Origin of the sequence: Kibdelosporangium phytohabitans, from assembly GCF_001302585.1 — a bacterium.
Taxonomy (GTDB): Bacteria; Actinomycetota; Actinomycetes; order Mycobacteriales; family Pseudonocardiaceae; genus Kibdelosporangium; species Kibdelosporangium phytohabitans.
This window is the reverse complement of the sequence record NZ_CP012752.1, coordinates 4,454,854-4,477,729: the sequence shown is the minus strand read 5'-3', so window position 1 is coordinate 4,477,729 and position 22,876 is coordinate 4,454,854. Positions and strand designations below refer to the sequence as shown.

The following is a 22,876-nucleotide window of genomic DNA, read 5'->3' as shown; positions in this document are numbered from 1 at the left end:
CTCCCTCTAACCCGGGCGATACCCACGCCCCAGGAGGGGCTACCCCCCATTGCGGAGCTCTAAACCTGTGCTGCCCCACTGTTTCGGCCGACGGACAGCACGGTGCCCCCGGTGGTCGCACCGGGGGCACCGCTGTCGGTGTTGTCAGCGTGACAGCTTCAGGATGTCGATGCCACGCAGGTTGTCGGCGACGAAGACGTAACCCTTGTGCCATGCCGGGTACCACGACCGGCCGTCACCCGGACGGTGGTACGCGATCTGGCGCGGGTTGGTCGGATCGCTGATGTCGATGAAGCGGGTGCCCTGCGCGTAGAACGATTGCACGAGGATCTTGCCCTCGACGTCGAAGTAGTGCGCCGAGCAGTCGCCGCTGGCCGGGTCGCTGCCCTCCTGGCCTGCCACGCTCCAGCTGCCGATGGTCTTGAGCCGGAACGGCTTGTCCGGCGTCGACCGCCAGCCCTCGCCGTTGTACGAGCCCTTCAGCGACGCGATCACCAGCACGCCGTCACCGGCGCACCCGTCCAAGAAGGACTCCTCGGTCGCGTAGATCAGGTCGCCGTTGCGGCCCCAGCGCTCGTGGTCGCCGCCGTCCTTCTGGCGCCAGCCAACCGGGCGGTAGCTGTTGTGCATGAACTTCGACGGCGCCGCCAGCTCGTTCACGCCACCACCGGCGTACGGCACCGGGTCGAGCGCCGTGGCCCTGCGGAACTTCCCGGTGACCGGGTCACGGTGCCAGCCCTCGGTCCAGTAGCCGCGCACACCACCACGGCCGGACGACCACGCGATGCCCAAGGCGTCGACCTGCACGTCGTGGGCGTAGTCGGTCTTGCCGTCGTTGCGGTACAGGTCGATCGGGTTGGGGAAGACCTTGGGCTTGCGCGGGTTGCTCATGTCGGTCACCCAGATCGGGCGACCGCCCCAGTCGGCGGGCTGGTTGTCGGCCTTGGCCGGCCCACCCGTCCACACGTACCGGCAGTCGTTCACGCAGCTGGTCGTGTGGCCCGCCGGGACCTTCACGTAGCTGACGACCTCCAGCTTGTCCGGGCGCTTGGCATCCACGGTGTAGATGCCCGACTCGCCGGTCTGGGTGTTGCCGCCGTAGGCACGAGGGTCACGCGCGAGGAAGACGAGCTTGCGCTTCTCGTCGACCTCGGTGTCCTCGCCCTGCCAGAACCCCGGCAGCTTGACCTCCCCGAGCAGCTTGGGCTTGCGCGGGTTGTCGACGTCGTACGACTTGAGGCCGAACGTGCCGGAGACGAACAGCACGTCCTTGTGGCCGTATTTCAGGAACCGGACCGAGGTGGCACCGGCCGCGTCGGGCACGTTCGCCACGAGGTCGACGTTCTTGACCGCGCTCGTCGCGGCAAGCCCCTCGGCCTTGGGTCCGGTATGTCCGGCGTGTGCGGCACTGGACGGGTTGCCGGGATTGCCGAAAACCTCGTCACCGCAAGCTTGAGCGGGCACTGTGCTGACGAACATCAGCGCTACCGCGGACATTGCGACTGTAGAACCGAATAACCACCTACGCACCCGCGTCACCCTAGGGGCCTTACTCAACCGGACACAACGGCCATTCGTCGTTCGCGAGATCCTCATCTGCTAGGAACTTGCCATGCGCGTCACCACGATCCTGCTCGCGGCAGCCCTGATGATCACCGGCTGTAGCGGCTCCGCGGACCCTGGGCCCAGGCCAGAGCCAGGCGTGCTGACTGTCGGTGTCGGTGCGCCGAAGGCACCGCCGCCGCGCGACCGGATGATCGCGAACGCGCTTTACACGCCGTTGATCGATCACGATCCGGCGACCGGCAGGATCACGCCGCGCGCGGCCGAGTCGGTCACCAGCACCGACCAGGTCACCTGGACGATCAAGCTGCGGCCGGGCCAGTACCACGACGGCAGCAAGGTCACCGCGGGCTCCTACGTGGAGGCGTGGGCGCAGATCAAGGGCGACAAGCCGGTCAAGTACAAGAACGCCGTCCCGGTCGACGACTCGACCATCCAACTGGTCATGGAACGGCCCGCGAGCTACGTGCCCGCGTTCCTCGCGTCGGTGTGGAGTCTGCCGGTCCGGTCGGACAAGCCGCTGGACGGCAACGGCCCGTTCAAGTTCGAGACGCCGTGGGACGAGAAGAAAGGCGGCAGGCTCGTCCGCGTCAACCAGGTCGGCGCCAAGGCGCAGCGGATCGAGCTTAAGGTGTACCCGGACCTCGCCGTGGCGTTCGACGAGGTCAAGGCGGGCAAGCTGGACGTGGTCGTGGACTTCCCCGGCAGCAGGCACGCCTCGATGCACCAGGACTTCGCCGGCCGCAACGCGGTGTGGCCCAAGCCGGACGCCAGCTACCTGCTCTTCGGCCCGGACGTGCCCGATCCGGTCGCCAGGTACGCGATCGCCATGTCGATCGACCGCAAGGCGGCGGCCGAGGGACCGCTGGACAACCAGTACGACCCGGCGACGCGGCTGTACCCACCGGCCACCGCGCCCGGCGAGCGGTCCGGCACCTGCCGCGCCTGCAACTTCGACCCTGCCGCCGCCAAAACGCTGCGCACCCAGGCGGAATTCGCAGCGGCGCGGTTCACCGACGGCGGCGACGCGGAACTGAAGGCCGTCACCGAGCAGGTCCAGGCCAACCTCGGGCTGAAGACCGGCAGCGGGCCCACCGTGCGGATCTTCACCGCGTACGGCGACATCGACAGCCCGCACGAACTGTTCGAAGGGCTCGACCTGCCGTCGGTCCGCCCGTTCATCGACGCGGCCGCGGCATCCGGCGACCCGGTCGCACAGGCCGAGAACTACCGCCTGGTGGAGAACGAGGTCCTGCGCGAGCTGCACATGGTTCCACTGTGGACGAAACACGGGCACGCGGTGTGGGCGGAGCGGGTACGCGACGTGACCGCCACGGCCGCGCACGACGTCGACCTGACGGCGATCACGCTGGCGTCCTGAAAACACCGGCCGAGTTCGCCGATCCACCCGGGCGCGGCAGCGGGAAACGCTACTGTCGGGTTCATGGGGGTTCCACAGCAGCGGGCGCGTTCACGCCACGGCACGGGATTACCCGCGGTCACGGTCGAACGGATCGTGGCCGGGGCTGTCGCGCTGACCGCGCAGGACGGGCTGGACAACTGGACGTTGCGGCAGCTCGCCGGACGGATCGAGGCATCGCCCGCGGTGGTGTACCACCACGTCGGCGATCGGGAGGCGGTCGTCTGCCTCGTGCTCGAGCACGTGGTCCGCGAGCTGACCGTGCCACCGGAGACGTTGCCGTGGCGCGAGTGGTTCGGTCTGCTGCTCGACAACCACCGCGAGGTGCTGCGCCGCTACCCGGGCGTCGCCCGCAGACTGGCCATGCACGGCCCGCCCGCGTCGTGCGGCGGCCCGATCATCGACCTGGGTGTGCGGATGCTGCAGGAAGCCGGGTTCGGCGACGACTGCGTGCTGGCCTACAACGTCATCATGACCACGGCGTGCCAGTACATCGCGCTGGAGGACGACCAGCGCGGCATCGCGGCTGTGCGCACTGCGCACGCGCAGGAATACCAAGCGTTCTGTGACCGCGCCGACCTTCCCGGCCTCGCCGCGGTCGGTACGTTTGTCGCGGGGATGGCCGGGCGGCCCGAGCGGGTCGCGGACTTCTTCACGGATTTGTTCCAGTACGCCGTCCACCGCTGCCTCGACGGACTGGAACAGCGATTGGGACGTTTGAGAGAATGGGAAACGAAGTCATGACCGACGACCGGTGGATCCGACGTTTCGTCCCGGCGCCGGCGGCGACCGCCCGGTTGGTGTGCCTGCCGCACGCGGGTGGGTCGGCCAGCTACTACCTGCCGGTGGCCAAGGCGCTCGCGCCGAGGGTGGAAGTGCTGGCGATCCAGTACCCCGGCAGGCAGGACAGGCGCACGGAGCCCTGCCTGCAGTCGTGCCAGGAGATGGCGGCGGGCGTGTTCGACGCCATCCAGCCGTACCTGGACAAGCCGCTCACCCTGTTCGGCCACAGCATGGGCGCGTCGGTGTCGTACGAACTGCTCCGCGAACTCGAGGCGGCTGGGACACGGCCGACCGCGCTGTTCGCCTCCGGCAGGCGCGCGCCCGGGCTCAACACGGACGAGGGTTTCCACCTGCTGGACGACAAAGGCCTGATCGCGGAGGTGAAACGACTCGGCGGAGCGGGCTCGCACCTGCTGGACGACGAGGAGATCGTCAGCATGGTGCTGCCGTCGATCCGCAGCGACTACCGCGCGGCGGAGACCTACACCTGGACGCCGGGGCCGAAGCTGACGACCCCGATCTTCGCGTTCGTCGGCGACGCCGACCCCAAGGTGAGCGTGGACCAGGCCCGCGCGTGGAGCGAGTACACCGAAGGCGCGTTCGAGTCGCGGGTCTTCCCCGGCGACCACTTCTACATCGACACGAACGCGGACGCGGTGATCAAAGCCATCGCCACGCACATCGAAGCGGACCAAGCCGTCAGGTCGTGACGGTGCTGGGAATGTGCACCCACCCGTGATGGTCATGGTGGCCCGCGCGGACACGACGCGGCAGGCCTGCTCGACGACTACGCCGGAGTCGGCCTGTCGGTCGGCGGGTTCTGGGACAACTCGGTGGTGCACGCGTTTCGCGACGCGGGAGGCCAGCAGGACACGTTCATCGGCGGCGCGCTCGCGGTCGGCCGCAAGTCGTTCACGTCGTTCTTCCCGAACATCTACAACGAAGACTGGTTCTTCCTCCTCGATGACACGGGGTTGCGCCCGTCGGCGGTCACCGCCAGGCGATCCAGGCGCCGTTCGACCCGTACCGAGACGATGCCAGGGCCAGGGCCGAGGAGTTCGGCGACACGCTCGCCGAGGGGTTGTTCCGCCTGCTCGACCACGGCAGGAGGCTGACCGGCGCGACCACAGCCTATTGGCGGGACTTCCTCCCCAAACGCAGATCGTTCACCAAGGAGGTGCTGTCGATGACCGGGACCGCTCATCTCGAGGAGACGACGCGCGCCCGGATGATCGTCGCGTTGAAGGCGGCGCGGGGCGCAGCATGCTGATCGAACCCCGATTCTGCGTGGAGTACCTGGCCGCGTGGCACGCGGACCGGCGGATACGGCAGCGGCACCTGATGCGAGCCGCCCATCAGTACGGGCGGGGCGAACACGACAGATTCGAGAAGCTGATCGCCGACCTCGGGCTCACGCACCGCTACCACAGGCCGCCTTGACCTTCGGTGTACTCCGGTCCCGTTAGACTCGACAGGGATGATTCGGAAGTGGCGCTGGCACCTGATGGCCCTCGCGGGGTTGCTCGCGATCGCGCTCGTGGCGGTCTTCGTCGTCGGCGGTGACCAGCAACAACCGCCTCAGCCTGGGCTGAAGCCGCCGGAGAACGCGCCCCGCGTGCTCGTCGCGATGGGCGACAGCACGATCTCCGGTGAGGGCGCGGGCGACTACGAGCCGGGCACCAACGGTGAGAAGGGTGACTGGTGTCACCGCTCACGCAACGCCTCCATCCACAAGACCGGCATGACCGACATCGCGATGACCATCAGCCTCGCCTGCTCCGGCGCGTCCAGCGCGCAGGTCGGTCTCGGTGAGGCCAAGCAGTACACCGAGCCGTCACAGGCCAGCAGGCTCGCGGTGGTCGCCCGGCAGCAGCGCGTCGTCGCCGTCGTGGTCGCGGTCGGCGCCAACGACGACCCGTCGTTCGCCAACTCGCTCAACAGCTGTGTCGAGGCGTGGTTCGACAGCGGCAGACCCGCGTGCAGCCAGGCCGTCGGCCGGGAGTGGCAGCGCCGCATCGACGCGATGACACCGAAGGTCACCCGTGTCCTGCAGGACATCAAGAAGGTCATGTCCGGTGCCGGGTACCAGGACAGCGACTACCAGCTCGTGCTGCAGTCCTACGCCGCCCCGGTCGCGCCCAACGTCCTGGACGACTTGCAGGACCTGTCCGGTTGCCCGTTCCGCACCGAGGACTTGGAGTGGGTACGGGACAAGGCCGTGCCGACGCTCACCGCCGGGCTGCGCAAGGCCGCGCGGGACGGCGGCGCGCGGTTCCTCGACCTGTCGCGTGCGGGCATCGGTCGTGAGGCGTGCTCGGCGCGTGACGCGAACAAGGAGTGGTTCCGGCGGTTGTCGGTGCAGTGGACGGACCTGCGCGCGCAGGAGCGCGCCAACCACGCGCTGCAGGAGTCCTTCCACCCCAACGCGGCTGGTTACGAACAGATCGGCAAGTGCGTCGGCGAGTTCATCAACATCGCGGCGCGCGCCGCGAGCTGCCTCGCCGGGCCGGACGGCGGCCTGCACGCCGCACCGACCGTCGGCTCATGACCCGGCAGCCTTCTTCTTCCCGCGGAAGTGGTTGAACAGCAGGTTCAGCACGACCGCCGACACCGCGCCCGCGCTGATCCCCGATTCCATCACGGTGCGGAACCAGGTCGGGAAGTGCTCGTAGATGGTCGGCACGGCGGTCGGGATCAGCCCGATGCCCAGTGACACCGCGACGACCATCAGGTTGCCGTTGTTGTCGAACGCGACCTTGGCCAGCATCTTGACGCCGATCGCCGCGACCGTCCCGAACATCACGATGCCGGCACCGCCGAGCACCGGCGCGGGGACCCTGGCGACGACCTCGCCGAGGATCGGGAACAGGCCGAGGATCACCAGTATCCCGCCGCCCGCCGCGACGACGAACCTGCTGTACACCTTCGTCAGCCCGACCAGGCCCGCGTTCTGCCCGAACGCCGTGTACGGGAACGTGTTGAACACGCCACCGAGCACAGTGGACAGCCCGTCGGCGCGCAGTCCGCCGGCCAGCCGCTTGCCGTCGACCGGGCGGCCCGCCATCTCGCCGACCGCGAGGATGTCACCGGTGGTCTCGGTCATCGTGACCAGCATGACGACGACCATCGCGACCACGGCGGCGACGTCGAAGCTCGGCAGTCCGAAGTGGAACGGCGTGCTGATGCCGAACACCGGCGCGTCCGAGACGCCGGAGAAGTCCGTGAACCCCAGCGGGATCGCCACGACCGTCCCGGCGACGATGGCGACGAGCACCGAGATGCGGCTCAGCGCGGGCGGCGCGAACCGTTGCACCACAAGGACGAGCAGCAGCACACCGAGAGCGAGTGCGAGGTTGCGCGGCGCGCCGAAGCTCGGCGAGCCGACCCCGCCCGCCGCCCAGTTCACCGACACCGGGATCAGCGCGAGACCGATGATCGTGATCACCGTCCCGGTCACCAGCGGCGGGAAGAACCTCAGCAACCTGCCCCACAGCGGCGCGAGCAGGACCGCGACCACACCGGAGACGATCACCGCGCCGTAGATCGCGGTGATCCCCTCGCTCTTGCCGATCAGCACCATCGGGGTGACGGCGGCGAACGTGCAACCCTGCATCAGCGGCAGCCGCGCGCCGAACCGCCAGAACCCGAGGCACTGGATCAGCGTGGCCACACCGGACACCAGCAGGTCCGCGTTGATCAGGTAGCCGATGTCGGCCTTGGACATCCCCAGCGCGCCACCGACGATCAGCGGGACGGCGACGGCGCCCGCGTACATCGCCAGCACGTGCTGCAGCCCCAGCGCGGCCGTCTGACCAAACGGTGGCAGCTGGTCCACCGGGTGGTCGGCGCGTTTGATTCGGAACACCGGCGCATCCTCCCAGTTCAACCCCCTGTTGGGGAATGACTGATCGGAGCGCCTAGAGGGCAGGCGGGCGTGCCTCGTACGGCGTGGACAGCACGACCGTGGTGCGTGTGGACACTTTCGCCGCTTCCCGGACCTGGCGCAACAGGTCCTCCAGGTCCGCGGGCGTACCGACGCGGACCAGGAGGATGTACGACTCGTCACCGGCGACCGAATAGCACGATTCGATCGCCGAGATGTGCGCGAGCCGTTGCGGGTAGTCGTCCGGTGCCGCGGGGTCGATCGGCGTCAGCGACACGAACGCCGTCAGCGGCAGGCCGATCGCGTCGGCGTCCAGCCGCGTGGTGTACCCGCGGATCACGCCGCGCTGCTCCAGCCGTCTGACTCGCTGGTGCACGGCGGACACGCTCAGTCCGACCCGCTCGGCCAGGTCGGTGAAGCTGCAGCGGCCGTCGGCCGCCAGCTCACGCACGATGGCCTGGTCGAGCGGTTCCAGGTGCTGGGGTGTGCTCACTCGCCGAGCACCACCAGCTCGTGCGGGCGGGTGTTGAGCGACTCGACACCGTCGGCCGTGACGACCACGATGTCCTCGATCCGCGCGCCCCACCGGCCGGACTGGTAGATGCCCGGCTCGACGCTGAAGGCCATGCCCTCCTCCAGGACCAGGTCGTTGCCCTCGACGATGTACGGCTCCTCGTGCACGTCCAGGCCGATGCCGTGGCCGGTGCGGTGGATGAAGTACTCGCCGAAGCCGGCGTCGGCGATCACCGCGCGGGCGGCGCGGTCGATGTCCTGCGCGGTCGCGCCCGGCCGGACCGCGTCCACGGCGGCCTGCTGGGCCTGCTGGAGCACGGCGTAGGTCTTGGCGACGTCCTCGTCGCGGGGCGTGCCGATGGCGTACGTCCTGGTGGAGTCCGAGTTGTAGCCCTCGGCGACCGAGCCGCCGATGTCGATCACGACGACGTCGCCGTGCTCGATCACGCGGTCGGACGAGCCGTGGTGCGGGCTGGCGCCGTTCGGGCCGGAGCCGACGATCACGAACTCGGCCACCGTGTGGCCCTCGGCGACGATCGCGTCGGCGATGTCGGCGGCGACGTCGTTCTCGGTCCGGCCCGCGCGCAGGAACTCGCCCATCCGGGCGTGCACGCGGTCGATCGCGGCACCGGCCTCGCGCAGCGAGTCGACCTCGCTGATGTCCTTGCGCATCCGCAGCTCGCGGATGACCGGCCCGGCCAGTTGCTGTTCGGCACCGGCCAGCGCGTCACGCAGGCCGAGCACGTGCAGCGCCGGGGTGAAGTCGCTGACCGCCACCCGTTTCGGGGACTTCAGCAGCCCCGCGGCCAGCTCGGCCGGGTTCACGCCGTCGACCCACGTGGCGGCGTCCACTCCGAGCTCGTCGACCAGCAGGTGCTCGTAGCCGGGCAGCTCCAGCTTGGGGACGACCAGCGTCGCCTGTCCCGACACCGGCAGCACCAGGCAGGTCAACCGCTCGAAGGACCCACCGACCGCGCCGAGCAGGTAGCGCAGGTCCGATCCCGGCGTCACGAGCAGTGCGTCGAAGCCCGCGTCGGCGGCGGCTTGCCGGGCACGCTCCAGTCGGCTGCGGAGGATCTCGGGTGCTGGCACAGGCGCGGTGGAGGACGACATGACTCGAAGCCTAAACCGCGACCGGTTGCCGCGCGGGGGCTGGGATGCGGTGGTCGTCCATCTGCCGCCACACGCGGAACGCGACCGGGCTCAACGTGGTCAGGGCGTAGACGGCGGCGAACGTGAGCAACGTCGCGCCCAGCCCCATCCCGTCCAGCATGACGCCTGCGGCGAGTGCGCCGACCGGCATCATCGCCAGCACGCCCGCCTCCCCCGCGCCGAGCACCCTGGCCCGCAGGTGCGGCGGGATCCGCATCAGTTCGACGGTGACCAGCACGGGGTTGAGGCTGCCCGCGGCGAGCCCGCAGACGAAGAACCCGAACAGCAGCAACGGCACCGACGGCTCCATCCACAGCAGCACGAACCGGGGTGCCCCAGCGAGCAGGGCACAGACGGCGAAGGTCGTCCAGCGGCCCCACCGTGAACCCCACCAGCCGTAGGCGACGCTGCCCGCCGCCGCGCCGAGGCCGAACACGCCCATCAGTTCGCCGAGCAGCAGGCTGCTGTCCATCACCCGTGAGGCGAAGGCGGGTTGCAGGACGGCGTTCATGCCCGCGTCGAGCGCGTTCATCATCGTGACCGTGGCGATGATCGCGAGGATCAGCCGGTCGCGGCGGACGTAGCGCAGGCCGCTGGCCAGCCAGCCGAAGTACCCGCCCGGTTCGGTCAGCAACGCCTCCTCACGGACCCGGACGAACAGCGCGGTGACCAAGGCGACGACCAGGAACGTGGCGGCGTCGAGCAGCAGCACACCGGGCGCCCCGATCACGACGATCATCGTGCCCGCGAGTGGCGCGCCGAGCGTGCGGCCGATGCGGATCATCGCGTCGGCCGCGCCGGATCCGCGTTCGAGCGACATGCCCGCGAGGAAGATCGCACCGGGCAGTAACACTCGTTTGGCGGTGTCGCCGGGCGCCCGGGTGAGCCCGGCGAGTCCGGCTAGGACAGTCAGTAGTGGAAGCGATAGACCGACAGTGGCGTTCGCGAGCGGGATCGTACCGACCGCGACCGCCGCGGCGACGTCGGCGAGCACGCTGATCCCGCGTGCGCCGAACCGGTCGATCACAGGTCCGGACAGAATGGACGACGCGAGGAGACCGACCGTCTCCGCCGCCGTCACCACACCGGTCTGCAGCCCGCTTCCCGTGGTCTGCAAGACGAACCACGGAATCGCGAGCAGCGTCATGACCGATCCGGCGTGCGAGATTCCGAACGCACCGAGCAAGGCAAGCAGCGGCAAGCGCCGTCTCATTTCCCTCCTTCGCGCCGACGCACCACTGCACCACGGCGGTAGGCCTTCGGCAATGGTCGTTCGTCATGCAACTATGTGTTGCTGAAAACTTGTAAACGTTTACTTCTTTCCGTGGAGGTGCGATGACCGGCAAATCCCGCCAGCAGCTGCGCAGCCATCGTTGGTATGGCGGCGAAGGACTGCGGTCGTTCAGCCACCGGGCGCGCACGAGGCAGCTGGGCATCGCGGCGGCCGAACACACCGGAAAACCGGTGATCGGCATCGTGAACACCTGGAGCGAGATCAACCCATGCCACATACACCTGCGCGAGCGCGCCGAAGCTGTCAAACGAGGCGTATGGCAGGCAGGCGGTTATCCGATCGAGCTGCCCGCGAGCGCGTTGTGCGGTGAGACGTTTCAGAAGCCGACGGCGATGCTCTACCGCAACCTGCTCGCCATGGAGGTGGAGGAGCTGCTGCGGTCCTACCCGGTGGACGGCGCGGTACTGATGGGCGGCTGCGACAAAACCACACCCGCGTTACTGATGGGCGCGACCTCAGCAGGGATACCGTCGATCTTCGTCCCAGCGGGCCCGATGCTGCGCGGGAACTGGCGCGGCAGAACGCTGGGCAGCGGCAGCGACATGTGGCGCGCATGGGACGACAAACGTGCGGGCATCGTGACCGACGATCACTTGGCCGAACTGGAGGAAGGCCTGGCGCGGTCGCCGGGTCACTGCATGACGATGGGAACAGCGTCCACGATGACGTCGGTCGCCGAAGTGCTGGGGATGACGTTGCCGGGAGCGGCCACCATCCCGGCAGTCGACTCGGCCCACACACGGATGGCGGCGGCAAGTGGTGCCCGGATCGTGGGGATGGTGTGGGAAGACCTGACACCGGGCACGTTGCTGACGGCCGAAGCCTTCGCGGACGCGGTCGTGACAGTCCTGGGGCTCGGCGGATCGACGAACGCCGTGATCCACCTGATCGCGATGGCACGACGAGCGGGAGTCCCACTGTCGCTTCCGGACTTCGACCGCGCGGTGCCAGTGCTGGCCGACATCCAGCCAAGCGGTCGCTTCCTCATGGAAGACTTCTACTACGCGGGCGGGTTACGCGCGCTGCTGGCGTTGCTGCGACCGTGGCTGCACACGTCACGCCTGACCGCCGACGGCCGGACGCTCGGCGAATGTCTTGCGGGTGCTGAAGTCCACGATCCTGAGGTGATCCGCCCGTTGGACAACCCCTTGGCGTCCGGAGGCGGATTGGCTGTGCTGCACGGCAACCTGGCGCCGTCCGGTGCGGTGATCAAACCCATCGCCGCGGACCCATCCTTGATGCGCCACACCGGTCCCGCCGTTGTCTTCGATTCGTACGCCCAGATGCAGCGAGACATCGACACAGTGCCGGTGACACCGTCGTCCGTGCTCGTGTTGCGCGGCGCCGGGCCGGTCGGCGGGCCCGGGATGCCGGAACACGGCATGCTGCCCATCCCCCAAAGCCTTCTGCGTCAAGGCGTTCGGGACATGGTCCGGATTTCCGACGCCAGGATGAGTGGGACGAGTTTCGGTACGTGCGTGCTGCACGTGGCTCCGGAATCTCACATCGGCGGTCCTCTGGCACTGGTTGCGGACGGCGATCCGATCACGCTCGATGTGGACGCGCGCACACTGAGCCTCGATGTCACGGACGCGGAACTTTCCCGGCGGCGGGCGGCATGGGTGCGGCCGGATAGTGTCTTTCCGCGTGGTTACGCCGCTTTGCACGCCCAGCACATCACCCAGGCCGACCAGGGATGTGACTTCGACTTCCTTTCCGGTGCGGGCAGCGTTCCCGAGCCGGATGCCACTTGAGTCGGTTTCGCTTCGCTCCGTTCTTCTGGTTTCTTCGGGCAGATCTTTGTTCGGCTCGCGTCTTTGCTGGTTTTCCTGCACGGAACGAGCTTCCCCTCACCGGGGGTGACCTCTGGGCAGGAGGCTTTGCGCTCTGGGTCCTTGGTGTGTTTCGGGGCGTGGGCGCTCCTGCCCGAAGCCCTTTTCCGCGCTTGCCGCGGTGGCTCGGCCTGCGGTTGCCGCTGTCGCTGGTTGCATGCTTGCGCGGTCGCCGCTCGAGGTTGGCATGCGCTTGCGCGTTTGTTGCGTTGGGCTGCGGTCGTACCGGCTTGCCTCGACTTGCACATCTGTCGTCCTCAGTCTTTGATTCCCCATTCTCGCAGGGTTTTTCCCACTTCTGCGCGTTCTGCTTCCGGCAGCTCGCTGATCGGTGGGCGCACATCCCTGCGGCACATCTCCAGCTGTGCCAATGCTTCCTTCACCGCCGATACGTTGTAGGCGTTCCCGTGTCGTGCGCGTAGGTCTTCGAACGGCTTCAGCTTTCGCCACAACCGCATTGCCGACTTCGGGTTTCCTGCTTCGAGTTCGTTGAACAGTCGCAACGAGAGCTCTGGCGCCACGCTGCCCAGCCCCGTTGTGAAGCCCTCCGCTCCCGCTATCCAGAGGAAGGGGGCCCAGGACTCCGCTAGTCCACAGAGCCAGACCAGGCGTTCCGCGCCTTCGGATGCGGTCTGCGAGACCATCTCCGCGAATGCGATCGCGTCGGGGACCGCGTACTTCACGGCGACGACGTTCGGGCATTCGACCGCCAGCCTGCGTACGGCCCGTGGGCTGATATGTGGGCTTCGCAGGTAGCAGACCACGCCCAGGGATGGGACGGCGTTGGCTATCGCGCGGTGGTAGGCGACCCAGCCTTCCTCTGACAGGTACGGGTGTACGGGTTGGTGGACCATGACCGCTTCTGCGCCTGCGTCTCGTGCTGCTGTGGCCATCTTGGTCGCGCGGCCGAGTTCGTGGCCTACTCCTGCTACGACTGTCGCGCGGCCTTTTGCCGTTTCGACGGTTACGGCTAGCGCTGTGTCCAGTTCGTCCGGTGTGAGTGAGTAGAACTCGCCGGTGTTCCCGTTCGGCGTCACCGCCTCTATCCCCGCTGCCATCGCGCGGTCCAGGACGTGCGCGTAGTCCTTCGTGGCCACCGCCCCGGTGGCGTCGAACGGTGTTGCGTTGATCAACACTACCGAGCGGAGCGCGTCCATACCTCTTTCCTTTCACCGGCACAGCATGTAAACGTTTTCTTAATGTTTCCATTCGTGGGGCTTCACGGTCAACGCGCTGCACGTCGCAACCGCCGTGCCGGTGCCCCGGTACCGGTCCCGCGTTACATCGGCCGGTACCATTCGTGCAAAGCGACAAGTGGAGGTGTGCCCGGTGGCGGTTACCATCCGCGACGTCGCGCGGGAAGCTCAAGTCTCGGTTGCCACGGTGTCACGGGCGTTGTCCTCCCCCGATTTGGTTCGTCCCGCGACGCGTGAGCGTGTCCTCAACGCGGCGGCGCAGCTGGGGTACCAGCCCAACCGCGCTGCCCGCGGGCTGATCACCGGGCGCACCGGCAACCTCGGCATCGTCGTCCCGGATCTGAACAACCCGTTCTTCACCGGTGTGCTCAAGGGTGTGCAGGCTCGCGCGCGGCAGGCCGACTACGCCGTGTTCGTCGCGGACAGCGACGAGGACCGCACCACCGAGGAACAACTCGTGCGCGCGATGGCCAAACAGGTGGATGGCGTCATCGTCTGCTCGCCCGGCATCGACGACACCCTGCTCTACGAGGCCGCGGGCATCACGTCGCTGGTGATGCTGAACCGGCGGCTGCGGGGCGTGCCCGCCGCGTTGATGAACAGCGCGTCGGGGATGCGTCAGATCGTTGACCACCTGGTCGCGCTCGGCCACCGCAAGCTGGTGTACCTCAACGGTCCCCGCACCTCGTGGTCGAACAAGGAACGCAGGCGCGGCTTGCGGCTGGCGACCCAGCAGCACGGCGTCGACCTGATCGAACTCGGCCCGTTCCCGCCGCGCTATGAGGGCGGCTTGCAGGCGTGTGACCTCGCGCTGGCAACAGAACCGACGGCGATCATGGCGTACAACGACATCATGGCGCTCGGCGTGCTCGCGCGACTGCGCGACCGCGGCATCAGCGTGCCCGGGGAGGTCAGTGTCACCGGCTTCGACGACCTGATGTTCGCCGAGCTGTGTTCGCCACCGCTGACGACCGTGGCGATGCCGCTGGCGCCCGCCGGGACGCTCGCGGTCGACCTCCTGCTCGACGGCCTCAACTCCGGCTCGGCCGACGTCCGCCAGGTCGATCTCGACACGCAACTCATCGTCCGCGCCACGACAGCACCGCCGCCCGCCTAAGCTGCACCCGTGACGCTCGCGCTGCTCGACTCCGCCAGCCTGTACTTCCGCGCGTTCTACGCCCTGCCCGACTCCATGCGGGCACCGGACGGCACAGCGGTGAACGCCGTGCGCGGCTTCACCGACACCGTCGCGCGCATCCTCACCGACCGCCGTCCGACGCGCCTCGTGGCCTGTTTGGACGCCGACTGGCGACCGGCGTTCCGCGTGGAGGCGCTGCCGACCTACAAGGCACACCGGGTGGCCGAGGAAGGCGACGGGATCGAGGAAGACGTGCCCGACCTGCTGTCGCCGCAGGTCCCGATCATCCTGGACTTGCTGGACGCCTTCGGCCTGTGCACGGCGGAAGCCATCGGCTACGAGGCCGACGACGTGATGGGCGCGCTCGTGCACCGGGAACGGACCGATCCGGTCGAGGTCGTCTCCGGCGACCGCGACATGTTCCAGGTGGTGCGCCACACCCCCACCCCGGCGACGGTCTGGTACGTCGGACGGGGCTGGAACAAGGTCGAGGCGATCGGCCCGGCGGAACTGGCGGAGAAGTACGACCTGCCTGCCGAGGACACCGGCCCGCGCTACGCGGACATGGCGGTGCTGCGCGGCGACCCGTCGGACGGCCTGCCCGGCGTGCCGGGGATCGGTGAGAAGACAGCTGCCAAGCTGATCCGTGAATTCGGTTCGCTGCCCGCCCTGCGCGAAGCCGCCGCGGCGGGCGACAAGCGCATCCCGAAACGCGCACAGACGAACCTGCTCGCGTCAGCCGACTACCTGGACGCCGCGCCCACGGTGGTCGCTGTCGCGGTGGACGCTCCGGTCGTCATGGACCGCGAGGACAAGGTGCCGTCCGTGCCCGCCGATCCCGACCGGGTCATGGCGCTCAAGGAGAAGTGGGACCTGGGCGCGTCGGTCGACCGCCTGCTGAAGGCGATCGCCGGGTAGTTCAGAGCAGGACCGTCGGGGTGATGACGGTTCGGTTGGGCGGGCCCTCGAACTGGATGACGATCTGCGTCGTCCCCCTGGGCACGCAGTCGAGGACGAACCGGCCGTCCTCGTCCGAGCGCGTGTCGTGGGAGCCGTGGCCGGCGACACGGACTTCCACGGCGTGTTCGCCCGGGGGCACCAGCCAGCCGTCTATCTGGTTGTTGTCGCCGAGCCTGGTCAGGTTGATCATCACCATCAGGTCGCCGACGGTGAACGTGATCGTGCCCTGGTCCTCGGCGCCGCGCACGCCTGCCATGGCGTCCGCGCGTTCCCAGCGGGCCACCTCGACGTCGAGGTCTTCCAGTTCGATCGCGAACTGCACCCGCTCGATCAGTCCGGCGGGCGGCGGGTCGAACTCGTCCATCAGCCTGTCGAGGTCGGAGAGGATCTCGTCGTCGGGATACACCTGGCCTCCCGTCGGATCGATCTTCGTCATCCGCCGCCCCCTTCGGTGTCCAGCAACTTCCGCAGCGTGGTGAGACAGCGGCCCCTCGTCGGGCCGATGGCGCCACGCTTCATGCCCGTGGCCTCAGCCACCAGGCGGTATTCGGCACGGCCACCGAGCACGGTCAGCCGGAGCAACTCCTGGCACTTCTCCGACAGCTCGTTGAACGCGCGCCACAACCTGATGTCGCGGTCCGAACGGACCGCCTCGTCCTCCGGCTGCGGCTGGGTGCTCGGCAACTGCTCGGCCAGCTCGTCGGTCAGCGGCACGTCGGTCGCGCTCTTGGTCGTGCGCACGCGCTGCGCCTCGCGGCGGGTGGTCGTGATCAGCCAGCTCGCCAGCGCCTTCGGCTCCGCGAGGGAGTCGAGGTGGCTGAAGAGCGCGAGCCAGACCGTCTGCACGACATCCTCAGCGAGCGTGCGGTCCAAGCCGTTACCTCGCGCGACGTGCCAGACCAGCGGGGTGAGGTCCTTGACCAGGGTCGCCCGCGCGATCCGGTTCCCGGTTCTGGCCGCACGCATACAAGCCGCGTACCGCTCAGCACCGTGCAAGCCGTCCCACGCAGGATCGTCGTCCGCAGTTCGAACGCTGGTCACCACTCTGCCCCTCGTCGCCTGGCACGCACATGCCACACCGCCAGCGAATTACCAACCGGCGGCATCCACCAATGGATCCTAGTGCGACGGCGTTGTCAAGGAGTAAACACCGGCAAACAACCCGGGCGAACTGATCAACTTCCGCCCGGCATCCCGGTGGACCGGTCGAGGCGGGGCGCCGAAATCTCCCGCTGATCCTCGAAATACCCCCGCGTCTCCTCGTTGCGGGCCCGATTGGCCGCGGTGATCAACGCCTCGGTCGCGGCGATCGCGTCATCCATGCTCACCGGGGAGGGCGCCAGCCGCGCCTTGGTCATCGCCAGCTCCCACGTGGCCAGGTGGGACTCGACCAGATTCTGCGCGATCGAGGACAACCGCCATTTCCGGTGCCAGTCGTAGGAGGCGGACAGACTCGAAATCGCCGTGATCGCCACCCCGATCGCCCCGATGATCACCCGGGTGGCGGTGCTGCCCGGCAGGACGGACGCGATCGGGATCACCGCACCCAGAACGATCACCGTTCCGGCCGTGAACTTGTGGAACCGCCGCGGCCATCGCTTCTTGCGCTGATACCAGTCCACCAGCGGCATCACCTGCTGGTCGACCAGCCTGCGCAACTCCTCAAGGTCGTCATCCCGACGCGACGAGTCCGACATTCCGCCCCCACTTTCCCCTCAGCACAGCCGACGTTCCGAAGCGAGCACACCGGGCGATCCAGGTAGGTGATTCATTCATCGCAAAAATCGGAACGAGAAAACACAAGACAGTGAGCTCGAACCGGACGGCCGTCAACTACACCGACATCCGCGTACCGGAAGGTGCCACCGTACAGCGATCTCAATCCGGCATACACCGCTTTCCCATTCACATCCCACGCCGTGGCGACAAGCCGAATCACATGTTCGACCAACGGTTCAGAATGCGGAAACAGCGCCGGATCACGACTGTTCCAACGCGCTGTCCACCTCCACGCAGTTTCGAAAGATGGGCCCCCAGCTCGACCCAACAGAGGAGTCGATGCCATTTCGGTAAAAACGACACCATCGCTCAACCCGACATCTCTCGGATCCCGATCCGGCCCCACCCACAAGGAGCCGGAAGTGAATGAGATCTTCTGCCGACTCGAAGCGTATTCAACGAGTTCAGGCGAACTGAGCCACCCGGTCGACGTCCTTGCGATCTTGAGCGGTCCAGGATGACCGCTCACGTCCGCGACAATCGCGGCCACGCCAGGGTGAGCCCACCATCAGGTACTTGGAGCACCGTATCGCCTGTACATTGGCCCACTCACTCAGCGCACTCTTGAAAAAATCGGTTCCGCCTCATCCCGCGCAGCCTTGAGGGATTTCCCAACAAAAATCTCCACAATGCCCAGAAGGGCAGAATTCGTTCGCAAGCCACCGACAATGACAGGTGCCTCAAATCCGTATTTCTCACTATTCCCGACCAACACCGCGCGGCCGACGATCTCACCGTCGACAACGACATCAGTCAGGCCAGGAGCCACGCCATCCAGCGCAGGAGAATGCGAGTAGATTCGTTGCAGCAATCGATTCGGCGGCAGTTCACCAGTCATTCGCCGTCACGACCCTGGCAGAATAATCTTCATCAATCACAGTGATATCAACATCCGACGCGGGACACAACCACGCACACAAATCCGCCACAAAAGATTCGGCCGGCCGAGACACACGAACCGTCGCCCATCCGACCGGCAACCCGTTACCCAATTTGACGTGAACTACCGCGCCACCGCTGAGGAGCCTTTCAGTAGCGTTCGCCTTCCGCAATATCGGCCTGCTTTCCAGGCCGTCGATGAACTCGAGAACGTGCGTTTCGGACATCGCCGCGTCGTACCGCCGCGAGACCGCCTTGATGTGCGACCCGATCATGAACACCGAGAAGAAGCCGATCCCGTACTGCCCGGTCGGTTTGAACCCGGCGGACAACAGGCCCGGGATGTCGGTCCGCGCGTCCTCGGATTCCAGTACCACGACCCGAAGCTCAGCAGCGCTTCCGTCATGACATGCGGAGACATACCGATGCCGGTGTCGCGCACCGAAAGCCATTCATCGGCACCGACACGCTCGATCCTGACCGTGATGTCACCGTGCGCTCCGGATGGGCTGTACCCCTTCTTGCGAAGCAGGGCTGTCTTGGCACGAACAGCGTCCGCGGCGTTGGCGATGAGCTCGCGAAGCGGGACATGCGGGTCGTTGCCGTAGAGCTCGCTGCCGCCCAGCTTCTTCACCAACTGGATCACGTCACCGACCCGCACACGCCCGTCGATCGGATACCAATCGCGAACCTTGATGTTCTCGGCGAACCGCTTGGGCGAATCCACCCGGGCCACGGAGCGCGCTGCGAGGCGGCGGCGACCGGCGTCGGCCAGCACGGCGTCAACCGCGCGAAGCTCACGGTCGACCATGCTCAAGGCGTCATAGCAGAGCCACCACGCGTCGTGCTCGTCCTGCGTGAAGGGCCGGGTGGTCGTGTACACCAGCCGGTCGTCCACGACCTGTGGGCGTTGCAGGCGCTCCTGGAAGATCCAGTGCGATCGGGCCATGCCTTCCGGGCGACGCAGCGCACGCAGGAACCCCGGTGCGCGGCGGGAGTCGAGATGGCTCGCGTCGGCCACGCGGATGATGCACGCCAGCAGCAACGGGTCAACGGTCCAGGCGCTGTTCATCGTTCCCGGCGCACCGAGCTTCATCGTCCCGAACTCTTCGGTGACCCGGTCGATGTCCCAGCCGTGGCTCGCGGCTATCCGGCCCGCCAGCTCGCCGTACTGGTCACGCAGGTCGCGGTCCTGGATCAGGTAGTACTCACCGAAGGCCGAGATCGGAATCGCCGCGGCTCGTTCAGCGTGCAGCTCACGCAACAGCTTGTTCCCGTCGGCGTCAGCTTGTACTCCCGGGCCGCAGATGGTGCCGGCAGTTTCCCGGGGCGCGTCGGCGTGGGTTATGTCGTGGACCGTGAAGTCCGGAAGATCACGGGGAATCTCGCTCGCTATGGTCGCCGCGTATTCGCGTGCCTTCTTGTACTGCGCACGGAGGTCTCCGACTTCGCTTCCGTACGGTGTTTCGCACCCAGCGACCGTTCCCACAGCATGTCGGAGACCTGTAGCAGTGCACGGGAATGATCAATTCTTGATCGCGACACCCGCGTAGAGGTTCGACTGGGGTGTCTCCGCGCTGTCGTCCGGGCGTTCCGGGCGCCATTCCGGTGTGTAGACCAGACCTGGTTCGACCAAGGTGAAATCGCCGAACAGCCGGAGGATCTGGTCACGGGTCCGCGGGTGCAGGGGATCGCGGCTGTTGGCGAACACCTCGATCGCCGCACGCATGGCATCGGGGGCGTTGTCCCACGTGAACGCCGACAGGGCCATGTAACTGCCCGGCGCGAGGGCGGTTTGATAACGCCGCGCCATCGTCCAGGGGTCGTCCTCGTCCGCGATGAACTGCGTTACGGCCACCATCAGCAGGCCAACTGGCCGGGAGAAGTCGATCAGTTCGCTGACTCGCGCGTTGCCGAGGATGGTTTCCGGTTCGCGCATGTCGGCCGCTATCGCCGCCGCGGCGGAATTGCCGCGCAGGATCATCTCGCTGTGCGCGACCGCGACCGACTCATTGTCCACATAGACCACACGGGCCGCCGGGTCCAGCCGCTGGGCGACCTCGTGCACGTTGCCGACGGTGGGAATGCCCGAGCCGAGGTCGAGGAACTGCGTGATTCCCTCGCTCACCAGGAATCGCACGGCGCGGTGCAGGTATTGGCGGTTCATCCGCGCCATCTCACGAGCGGGCATCACTTTCACCAGTTCCTCGGCGAGAACGCGGTCCGCACTGAAGTTGTGCCCGCCGCCGAGCAGGTAGTCGTAGACGCGTGCCGCGCTCGGCACCTCCTCGTCGATGCCGGTCGGTACCCATTCGGCCGTCGCGTCGGTCACCCTCACCCTCACCCGTGCTCGTGTTCTGCTTCTCCGTGAGGCTAACCGCGCGGCGACGAGTTCATCCCAACCAGAGTTGGGATTAACTCGATCGCGCTACGTCGGCGTAGGAATCTCAGAAACCAGTGCCGCACCACGGGATCGAGTCGATGCGGAACAGCTGGTCGGCACGCGCGAGCGCGGCGGGGTCGTGCACGCCGATCCGGCCGGTCCCGGCGAGCGTCGACGGCGGCCACGCGCCGAAGTACACGCTCCCCAGCGTGGCGACGTCCATCGTCAGGTGCGGCTGCGCGGAGGTCTTCGTGACACCGTCACGGGAAATCAGATACGTGCCCGAGTTCTCCGGCAGGAACGCGTCATCCACCGCCACCGCAACGGGACCAGCGTTACCGTACGTTCGCGCCTCCAGCGCGGCGAGTACGTCGACCAGACGAACCCATGCCTCGTCGTCGATGTTGCGGGTCATGCACGACCGCGGATCTTCCAGCAGCAGGCCGACCGGCTCGTCCACCGGCCGCGCGTGCGCCCGGATGTCCTTGACCAGGTCGAGTTCGACCAGGAAACGCCACAAGTCGTTGCGGGCGCCCTGGTTCACGCCGTTGAGGTCCCAGACCTCGATCGTCGCACCGAAGTCCGTGCCCACATAGGACTCGTCCGGGATGGCCCTGTACACCACATACCCGTCGTCCTCACCGTCCAGCCCGGTGTGCACGGCCACGAGGTACGGCTCGCCGCCACGCATCGCGTTGTCGACCTGGACCGCCCACCAATCGCGGCCACGGCTCATCATTCCGGGGCGGTACAAGCCGATTCGCTTGTACAACGGCTGGATCTGGGCCAGCACTTCCTCACTCGACAGCATCCGCACGTGCCCCGATCGCGGTACGTCCGCGCGGAACCGCGGCCTGAACAGCTGGAGCTCACGCGAGAAAGTCCCGATGCCGTAACCGAACCGGCCGTAGATCCCGGTCTCACTGGCGTGCAAGGTGGACAGTACCTGCCCGTTGGACCTGGCGTCGGCGAACTGGAAGCGCATCAACTCGGTCAGCACACCGCGCCTGCGGTAGTCCGCGCGCACCCCGACCCGTGACAGCCCGGACATCGGCAGCGTCCGGCCACCGGGAACCGCGATCTCGGCGTCGTAGATGTAGGTCGAACCGACGGCGACATCGCCTGCGAACGCACCGAAGTAGCGTTTCGGCGCGTATGTCGGCCTGGTCGATTCCCAGTCGGAGTCGCTCAACGGCGGGGAATGCAGCGCCACGCGCAGCACCGAATGGGCTGCTCGTATCTCGGCGTCTTCGGTGAGCACACGAACAGCGAAGTCGGGCATGACAGCCGATGGTGTCATGCCCGACTTCGTCGTTCGACCGATTTTTACTTGGGCTGGCTGACTTCGTACTCCGGCTTGTCACTGTCGGTCTTGACGGTGATCGTCACCGTGGTGTCCTTGCCGTCGGCCTTCAGGGTGCACTCGAACGAGTTGCCGACCTTGACTTCCTTGTCGGCCGGGCACGACACGTTCGTGGCTTCCGTCTGGTAACGCTCCTTGAGGATCTTCACCACACCGGCCTCGACGCCGGTCTTGTCGAGGACACGCTTGTTGAAGAACCCGGGCGTCACGAACCCGAGCACGACCACCGCCGCGGCGATGACCACGACCACGGCAATGATGACCCACAGCATCGCGCCGGACTTCTTCTTCGGCTGCTCACCCGGGTACTGCTGTTGCTGCTGCTGCTGGTAGCCGCCGTACTGCTGCTGTTGATCACCGTACGGCTGTTGCTGCTGGCCATAACCCGGGTACTGCTGCTGTTGCTGGCCGTAGGGTGATTGCTCCTGCGGCTGACCGTAGGGCGACTGCTCCTGCGGCTGGGCGTAAGGTGCCGTGGGTTGCTGCGGATAACCACCGTGCTGCGGCTGCTGCCCTGGCTGCTGGGGGTATCCCCCCGGTTGCTGGGCAGGGAAGCCACCCGACGGTGTGCCGTAGGGCTGCTGAGGTTGCTGCCCCCACTGCTGCGGGTCGTTCCCGCCGGGCCCGTACGGGCTGCTCATGCTTTGCCTCCGGTGTACTTATGCAGCATTCGGCGCGATCCAACCACAGGTCATGGAGATTTCCCCACTCGACCCGGCAGGTGTTTCCGAGCCGTGG

At 67.3% G+C, this 22,876-nt stretch carries 24 protein-coding genes; 9 read left to right on the top strand and 15 right to left on the bottom strand.

From position 1 onward, the window contains the following. Positions 1–144: 144 nt before the first annotated feature. Positions 145–1,530, bottom strand: coding sequence for an LVIVD repeat-containing protein (locus AOZ06_RS20580; protein WP_054290896.1), 1,386 nt, complete (start codon positions 1,528–1,530; stop codon positions 145–147). A gap of 82 nt (positions 1,531–1,612) precedes the next feature. Between AOZ06_RS20580 and AOZ06_RS20575 the strand changes: the two genes are divergently transcribed. The 6 genes from AOZ06_RS20575 to AOZ06_RS20555 all read left to right on the top strand — a co-directional run bounded on the left by AOZ06_RS20575 (position 1,613) and on the right by AOZ06_RS20555 (position 6,314). Beyond that, positions 1,613–2,944, top strand: a complete 1,332-nt coding sequence (locus AOZ06_RS20575; protein ID WP_054290895.1) for an ABC transporter substrate-binding protein — start codon at positions 1,613–1,615, stop codon at positions 2,942–2,944. Positions 2,945–3,007: 63 nt separating this feature from the next. Continuing rightward, complete coding sequence (locus AOZ06_RS20570) at positions 3,008–3,727, top strand: TetR/AcrR family transcriptional regulator (RefSeq protein ID WP_054290894.1); 720 nt, start codon at positions 3,008–3,010, stop codon at positions 3,725–3,727. Then, positions 3,709–4,476, top strand: a complete 768-nt coding sequence (locus AOZ06_RS20565) for a thioesterase II family protein (RefSeq protein WP_054290893.1) — start codon at positions 3,709–3,711, stop codon at positions 4,474–4,476. Before AOZ06_RS20570 ends, AOZ06_RS20565 begins: the two co-directional genes overlap by 19 nt. A 123-nt stretch (positions 4,477–4,599) precedes the next feature. Beyond that, complete coding sequence (locus tag AOZ06_RS56470) at positions 4,600–4,881, top strand: hypothetical protein (RefSeq protein ID WP_157233136.1); 282 nt, start codon at positions 4,600–4,602, stop codon at positions 4,879–4,881. 148 nt (positions 4,882–5,029) lie between these two features. Next, positions 5,030–5,206, top strand: a complete 177-nt coding sequence (locus AOZ06_RS56465) for a hypothetical protein (RefSeq protein ID WP_157233135.1) — start codon at positions 5,030–5,032, stop codon at positions 5,204–5,206. Positions 5,207–5,243: 37 nt separating this feature from the next. Continuing rightward, the gene (locus tag AOZ06_RS20555; RefSeq protein ID WP_179950830.1) at positions 5,244–6,314 is read left to right on the top strand and encodes a GDSL-type esterase/lipase family protein; all 1,071 of its coding nucleotides are present in this window, start codon (positions 5,244–5,246) and stop codon (positions 6,312–6,314) included. Here AOZ06_RS20555 and AOZ06_RS20550 read toward each other — a convergent pair. Genes AOZ06_RS20550 through AOZ06_RS20535 form a run of 4 tightly spaced genes read right to left on the bottom strand, consistent with a single transcriptional unit; the run spans position 6,309 to position 10,527 of the window. After that, positions 6,309–7,631, bottom strand: coding sequence for a nucleobase:cation symporter-2 family protein (locus tag AOZ06_RS20550; RefSeq protein WP_218922027.1), 1,323 nt, complete (start codon positions 7,629–7,631; stop codon positions 6,309–6,311). The two genes, AOZ06_RS20555 and AOZ06_RS20550, sit on opposite strands and share 6 nt — an antisense overlap. Positions 7,632–7,683: 52 nt before the next feature. Further along, a complete protein-coding gene (locus tag AOZ06_RS20545) occupies positions 7,684–8,142 on the bottom strand; it encodes an Lrp/AsnC family transcriptional regulator (RefSeq protein WP_054290891.1) in 459 nt (152 codons plus the stop codon). Further along, positions 8,139–9,275: a M24 family metallopeptidase gene (locus AOZ06_RS20540; RefSeq protein ID WP_054290890.1), complete on the bottom strand. Its 1,137-nt coding sequence runs from the start codon at positions 9,273–9,275 to the stop codon at positions 8,139–8,141. Before AOZ06_RS20540 ends, AOZ06_RS20545 begins: the two co-directional genes overlap by 4 nt. Positions 9,276–9,285: 10 nt before the next feature. After that, entirely contained in the window at positions 9,286–10,527 is a 1,242-nt protein-coding gene (locus AOZ06_RS20535) for an MFS transporter (protein WP_063810074.1), read from the bottom strand. A gap of 122 nt (positions 10,528–10,649) precedes the next feature. On the opposite strand from AOZ06_RS20535, the gene araD reads away from it, so the two are divergent. Then, the gene (araD, locus tag AOZ06_RS20530) at positions 10,650–12,362 is read left to right on the top strand and encodes an L-arabinonate dehydratase (RefSeq protein ID WP_054290888.1); all 1,713 of its coding nucleotides are present in this window, start codon (positions 10,650–10,652) and stop codon (positions 12,360–12,362) included. A 335-nt stretch (positions 12,363–12,697) separates the two neighbouring features. Here araD and AOZ06_RS20525 read toward each other — a convergent pair whose 3' ends face one another. Further along, complete coding sequence (locus tag AOZ06_RS20525; RefSeq protein WP_054290887.1) at positions 12,698–13,597, bottom strand: dihydrodipicolinate synthase family protein; 900 nt, start codon at positions 13,595–13,597, stop codon at positions 12,698–12,700. Between the two features lie 172 nt (positions 13,598–13,769). Between AOZ06_RS20525 and AOZ06_RS20520 the strand changes: the two genes are divergently transcribed. Both AOZ06_RS20520 and AOZ06_RS20515 read left to right on the top strand, forming a co-directional pair. After that, positions 13,770–14,753: a LacI family DNA-binding transcriptional regulator gene (locus AOZ06_RS20520; RefSeq protein WP_054290886.1), complete on the top strand. Its 984-nt coding sequence runs from the start codon at positions 13,770–13,772 to the stop codon at positions 14,751–14,753. Positions 14,754–14,762: 9 nt separating this feature from the next. Then, the gene (locus AOZ06_RS20515; protein WP_054290885.1) at positions 14,763–15,692 is read left to right on the top strand and encodes a 5'-3' exonuclease; all 930 of its coding nucleotides are present in this window, start codon (positions 14,763–14,765) and stop codon (positions 15,690–15,692) included. Position 15,693: 1 nt separating this feature from the next. On the opposite strand, the gene AOZ06_RS20510 is transcribed toward AOZ06_RS20515, so the two are convergent. From AOZ06_RS20510 to AOZ06_RS20475, 9 genes are all read right to left on the bottom strand, one after another. After that, a complete protein-coding gene (locus AOZ06_RS20510) occupies positions 15,694–16,170 on the bottom strand; it encodes a hypothetical protein (RefSeq protein ID WP_054290884.1) in 477 nt (158 codons plus the stop codon). Beyond that, the gene (locus AOZ06_RS20505) at positions 16,167–16,775 is read right to left on the bottom strand and encodes an RNA polymerase sigma factor (protein WP_054296778.1); all 609 of its coding nucleotides are present in this window, start codon (positions 16,773–16,775) and stop codon (positions 16,167–16,169) included. The genes AOZ06_RS20510 and AOZ06_RS20505 overlap by 4 nt, the downstream gene beginning before the upstream one ends. 134 nt (positions 16,776–16,909) lie before the next feature. Further along, complete coding sequence (locus AOZ06_RS20500) at positions 16,910–17,431, bottom strand: DUF4231 domain-containing protein (protein WP_054290883.1); 522 nt, start codon at positions 17,429–17,431, stop codon at positions 16,910–16,912. A 635-nt stretch (positions 17,432–18,066) separates the two neighbouring features. Next, a complete protein-coding gene (locus AOZ06_RS56460) occupies positions 18,067–18,351 on the bottom strand; it encodes a hypothetical protein (protein WP_157233134.1) in 285 nt (94 codons plus the stop codon). After that, entirely contained in the window at positions 18,341–18,724 is a 384-nt protein-coding gene (locus AOZ06_RS20495) for a hypothetical protein (protein WP_157233133.1), read from the bottom strand. Before AOZ06_RS20495 ends, AOZ06_RS56460 begins: the two co-directional genes overlap by 11 nt. Then, entirely contained in the window at positions 18,664–19,881 is a 1,218-nt protein-coding gene (locus AOZ06_RS20490; protein ID WP_054290881.1) for an ATP-binding protein, read from the bottom strand. Before AOZ06_RS20490 ends, AOZ06_RS20495 begins: the two co-directional genes overlap by 61 nt. Before the next feature lie 36 nt (positions 19,882–19,917). Continuing rightward, a complete protein-coding gene (locus AOZ06_RS20485) occupies positions 19,918–20,724 on the bottom strand; it encodes an SAM-dependent methyltransferase (RefSeq protein WP_054290880.1) in 807 nt (268 codons plus the stop codon). 115 nt (positions 20,725–20,839) lie between these two features. Next, positions 20,840–22,057 carry a GNAT family N-acetyltransferase gene (locus AOZ06_RS20480; protein ID WP_054290879.1) on the bottom strand — a complete coding sequence of 406 codons (1,218 nt, stop codon included), beginning with the start codon at positions 22,055–22,057 and terminating at the stop codon, positions 20,840–20,842. A 44-nt stretch (positions 22,058–22,101) separates the two neighbouring features. After that, positions 22,102–22,779: a DUF4333 domain-containing protein gene (locus AOZ06_RS20475; protein WP_054290878.1), complete on the bottom strand. Its 678-nt coding sequence runs from the start codon at positions 22,777–22,779 to the stop codon at positions 22,102–22,104. Positions 22,780–22,876 lie beyond the last annotated feature (97 nt).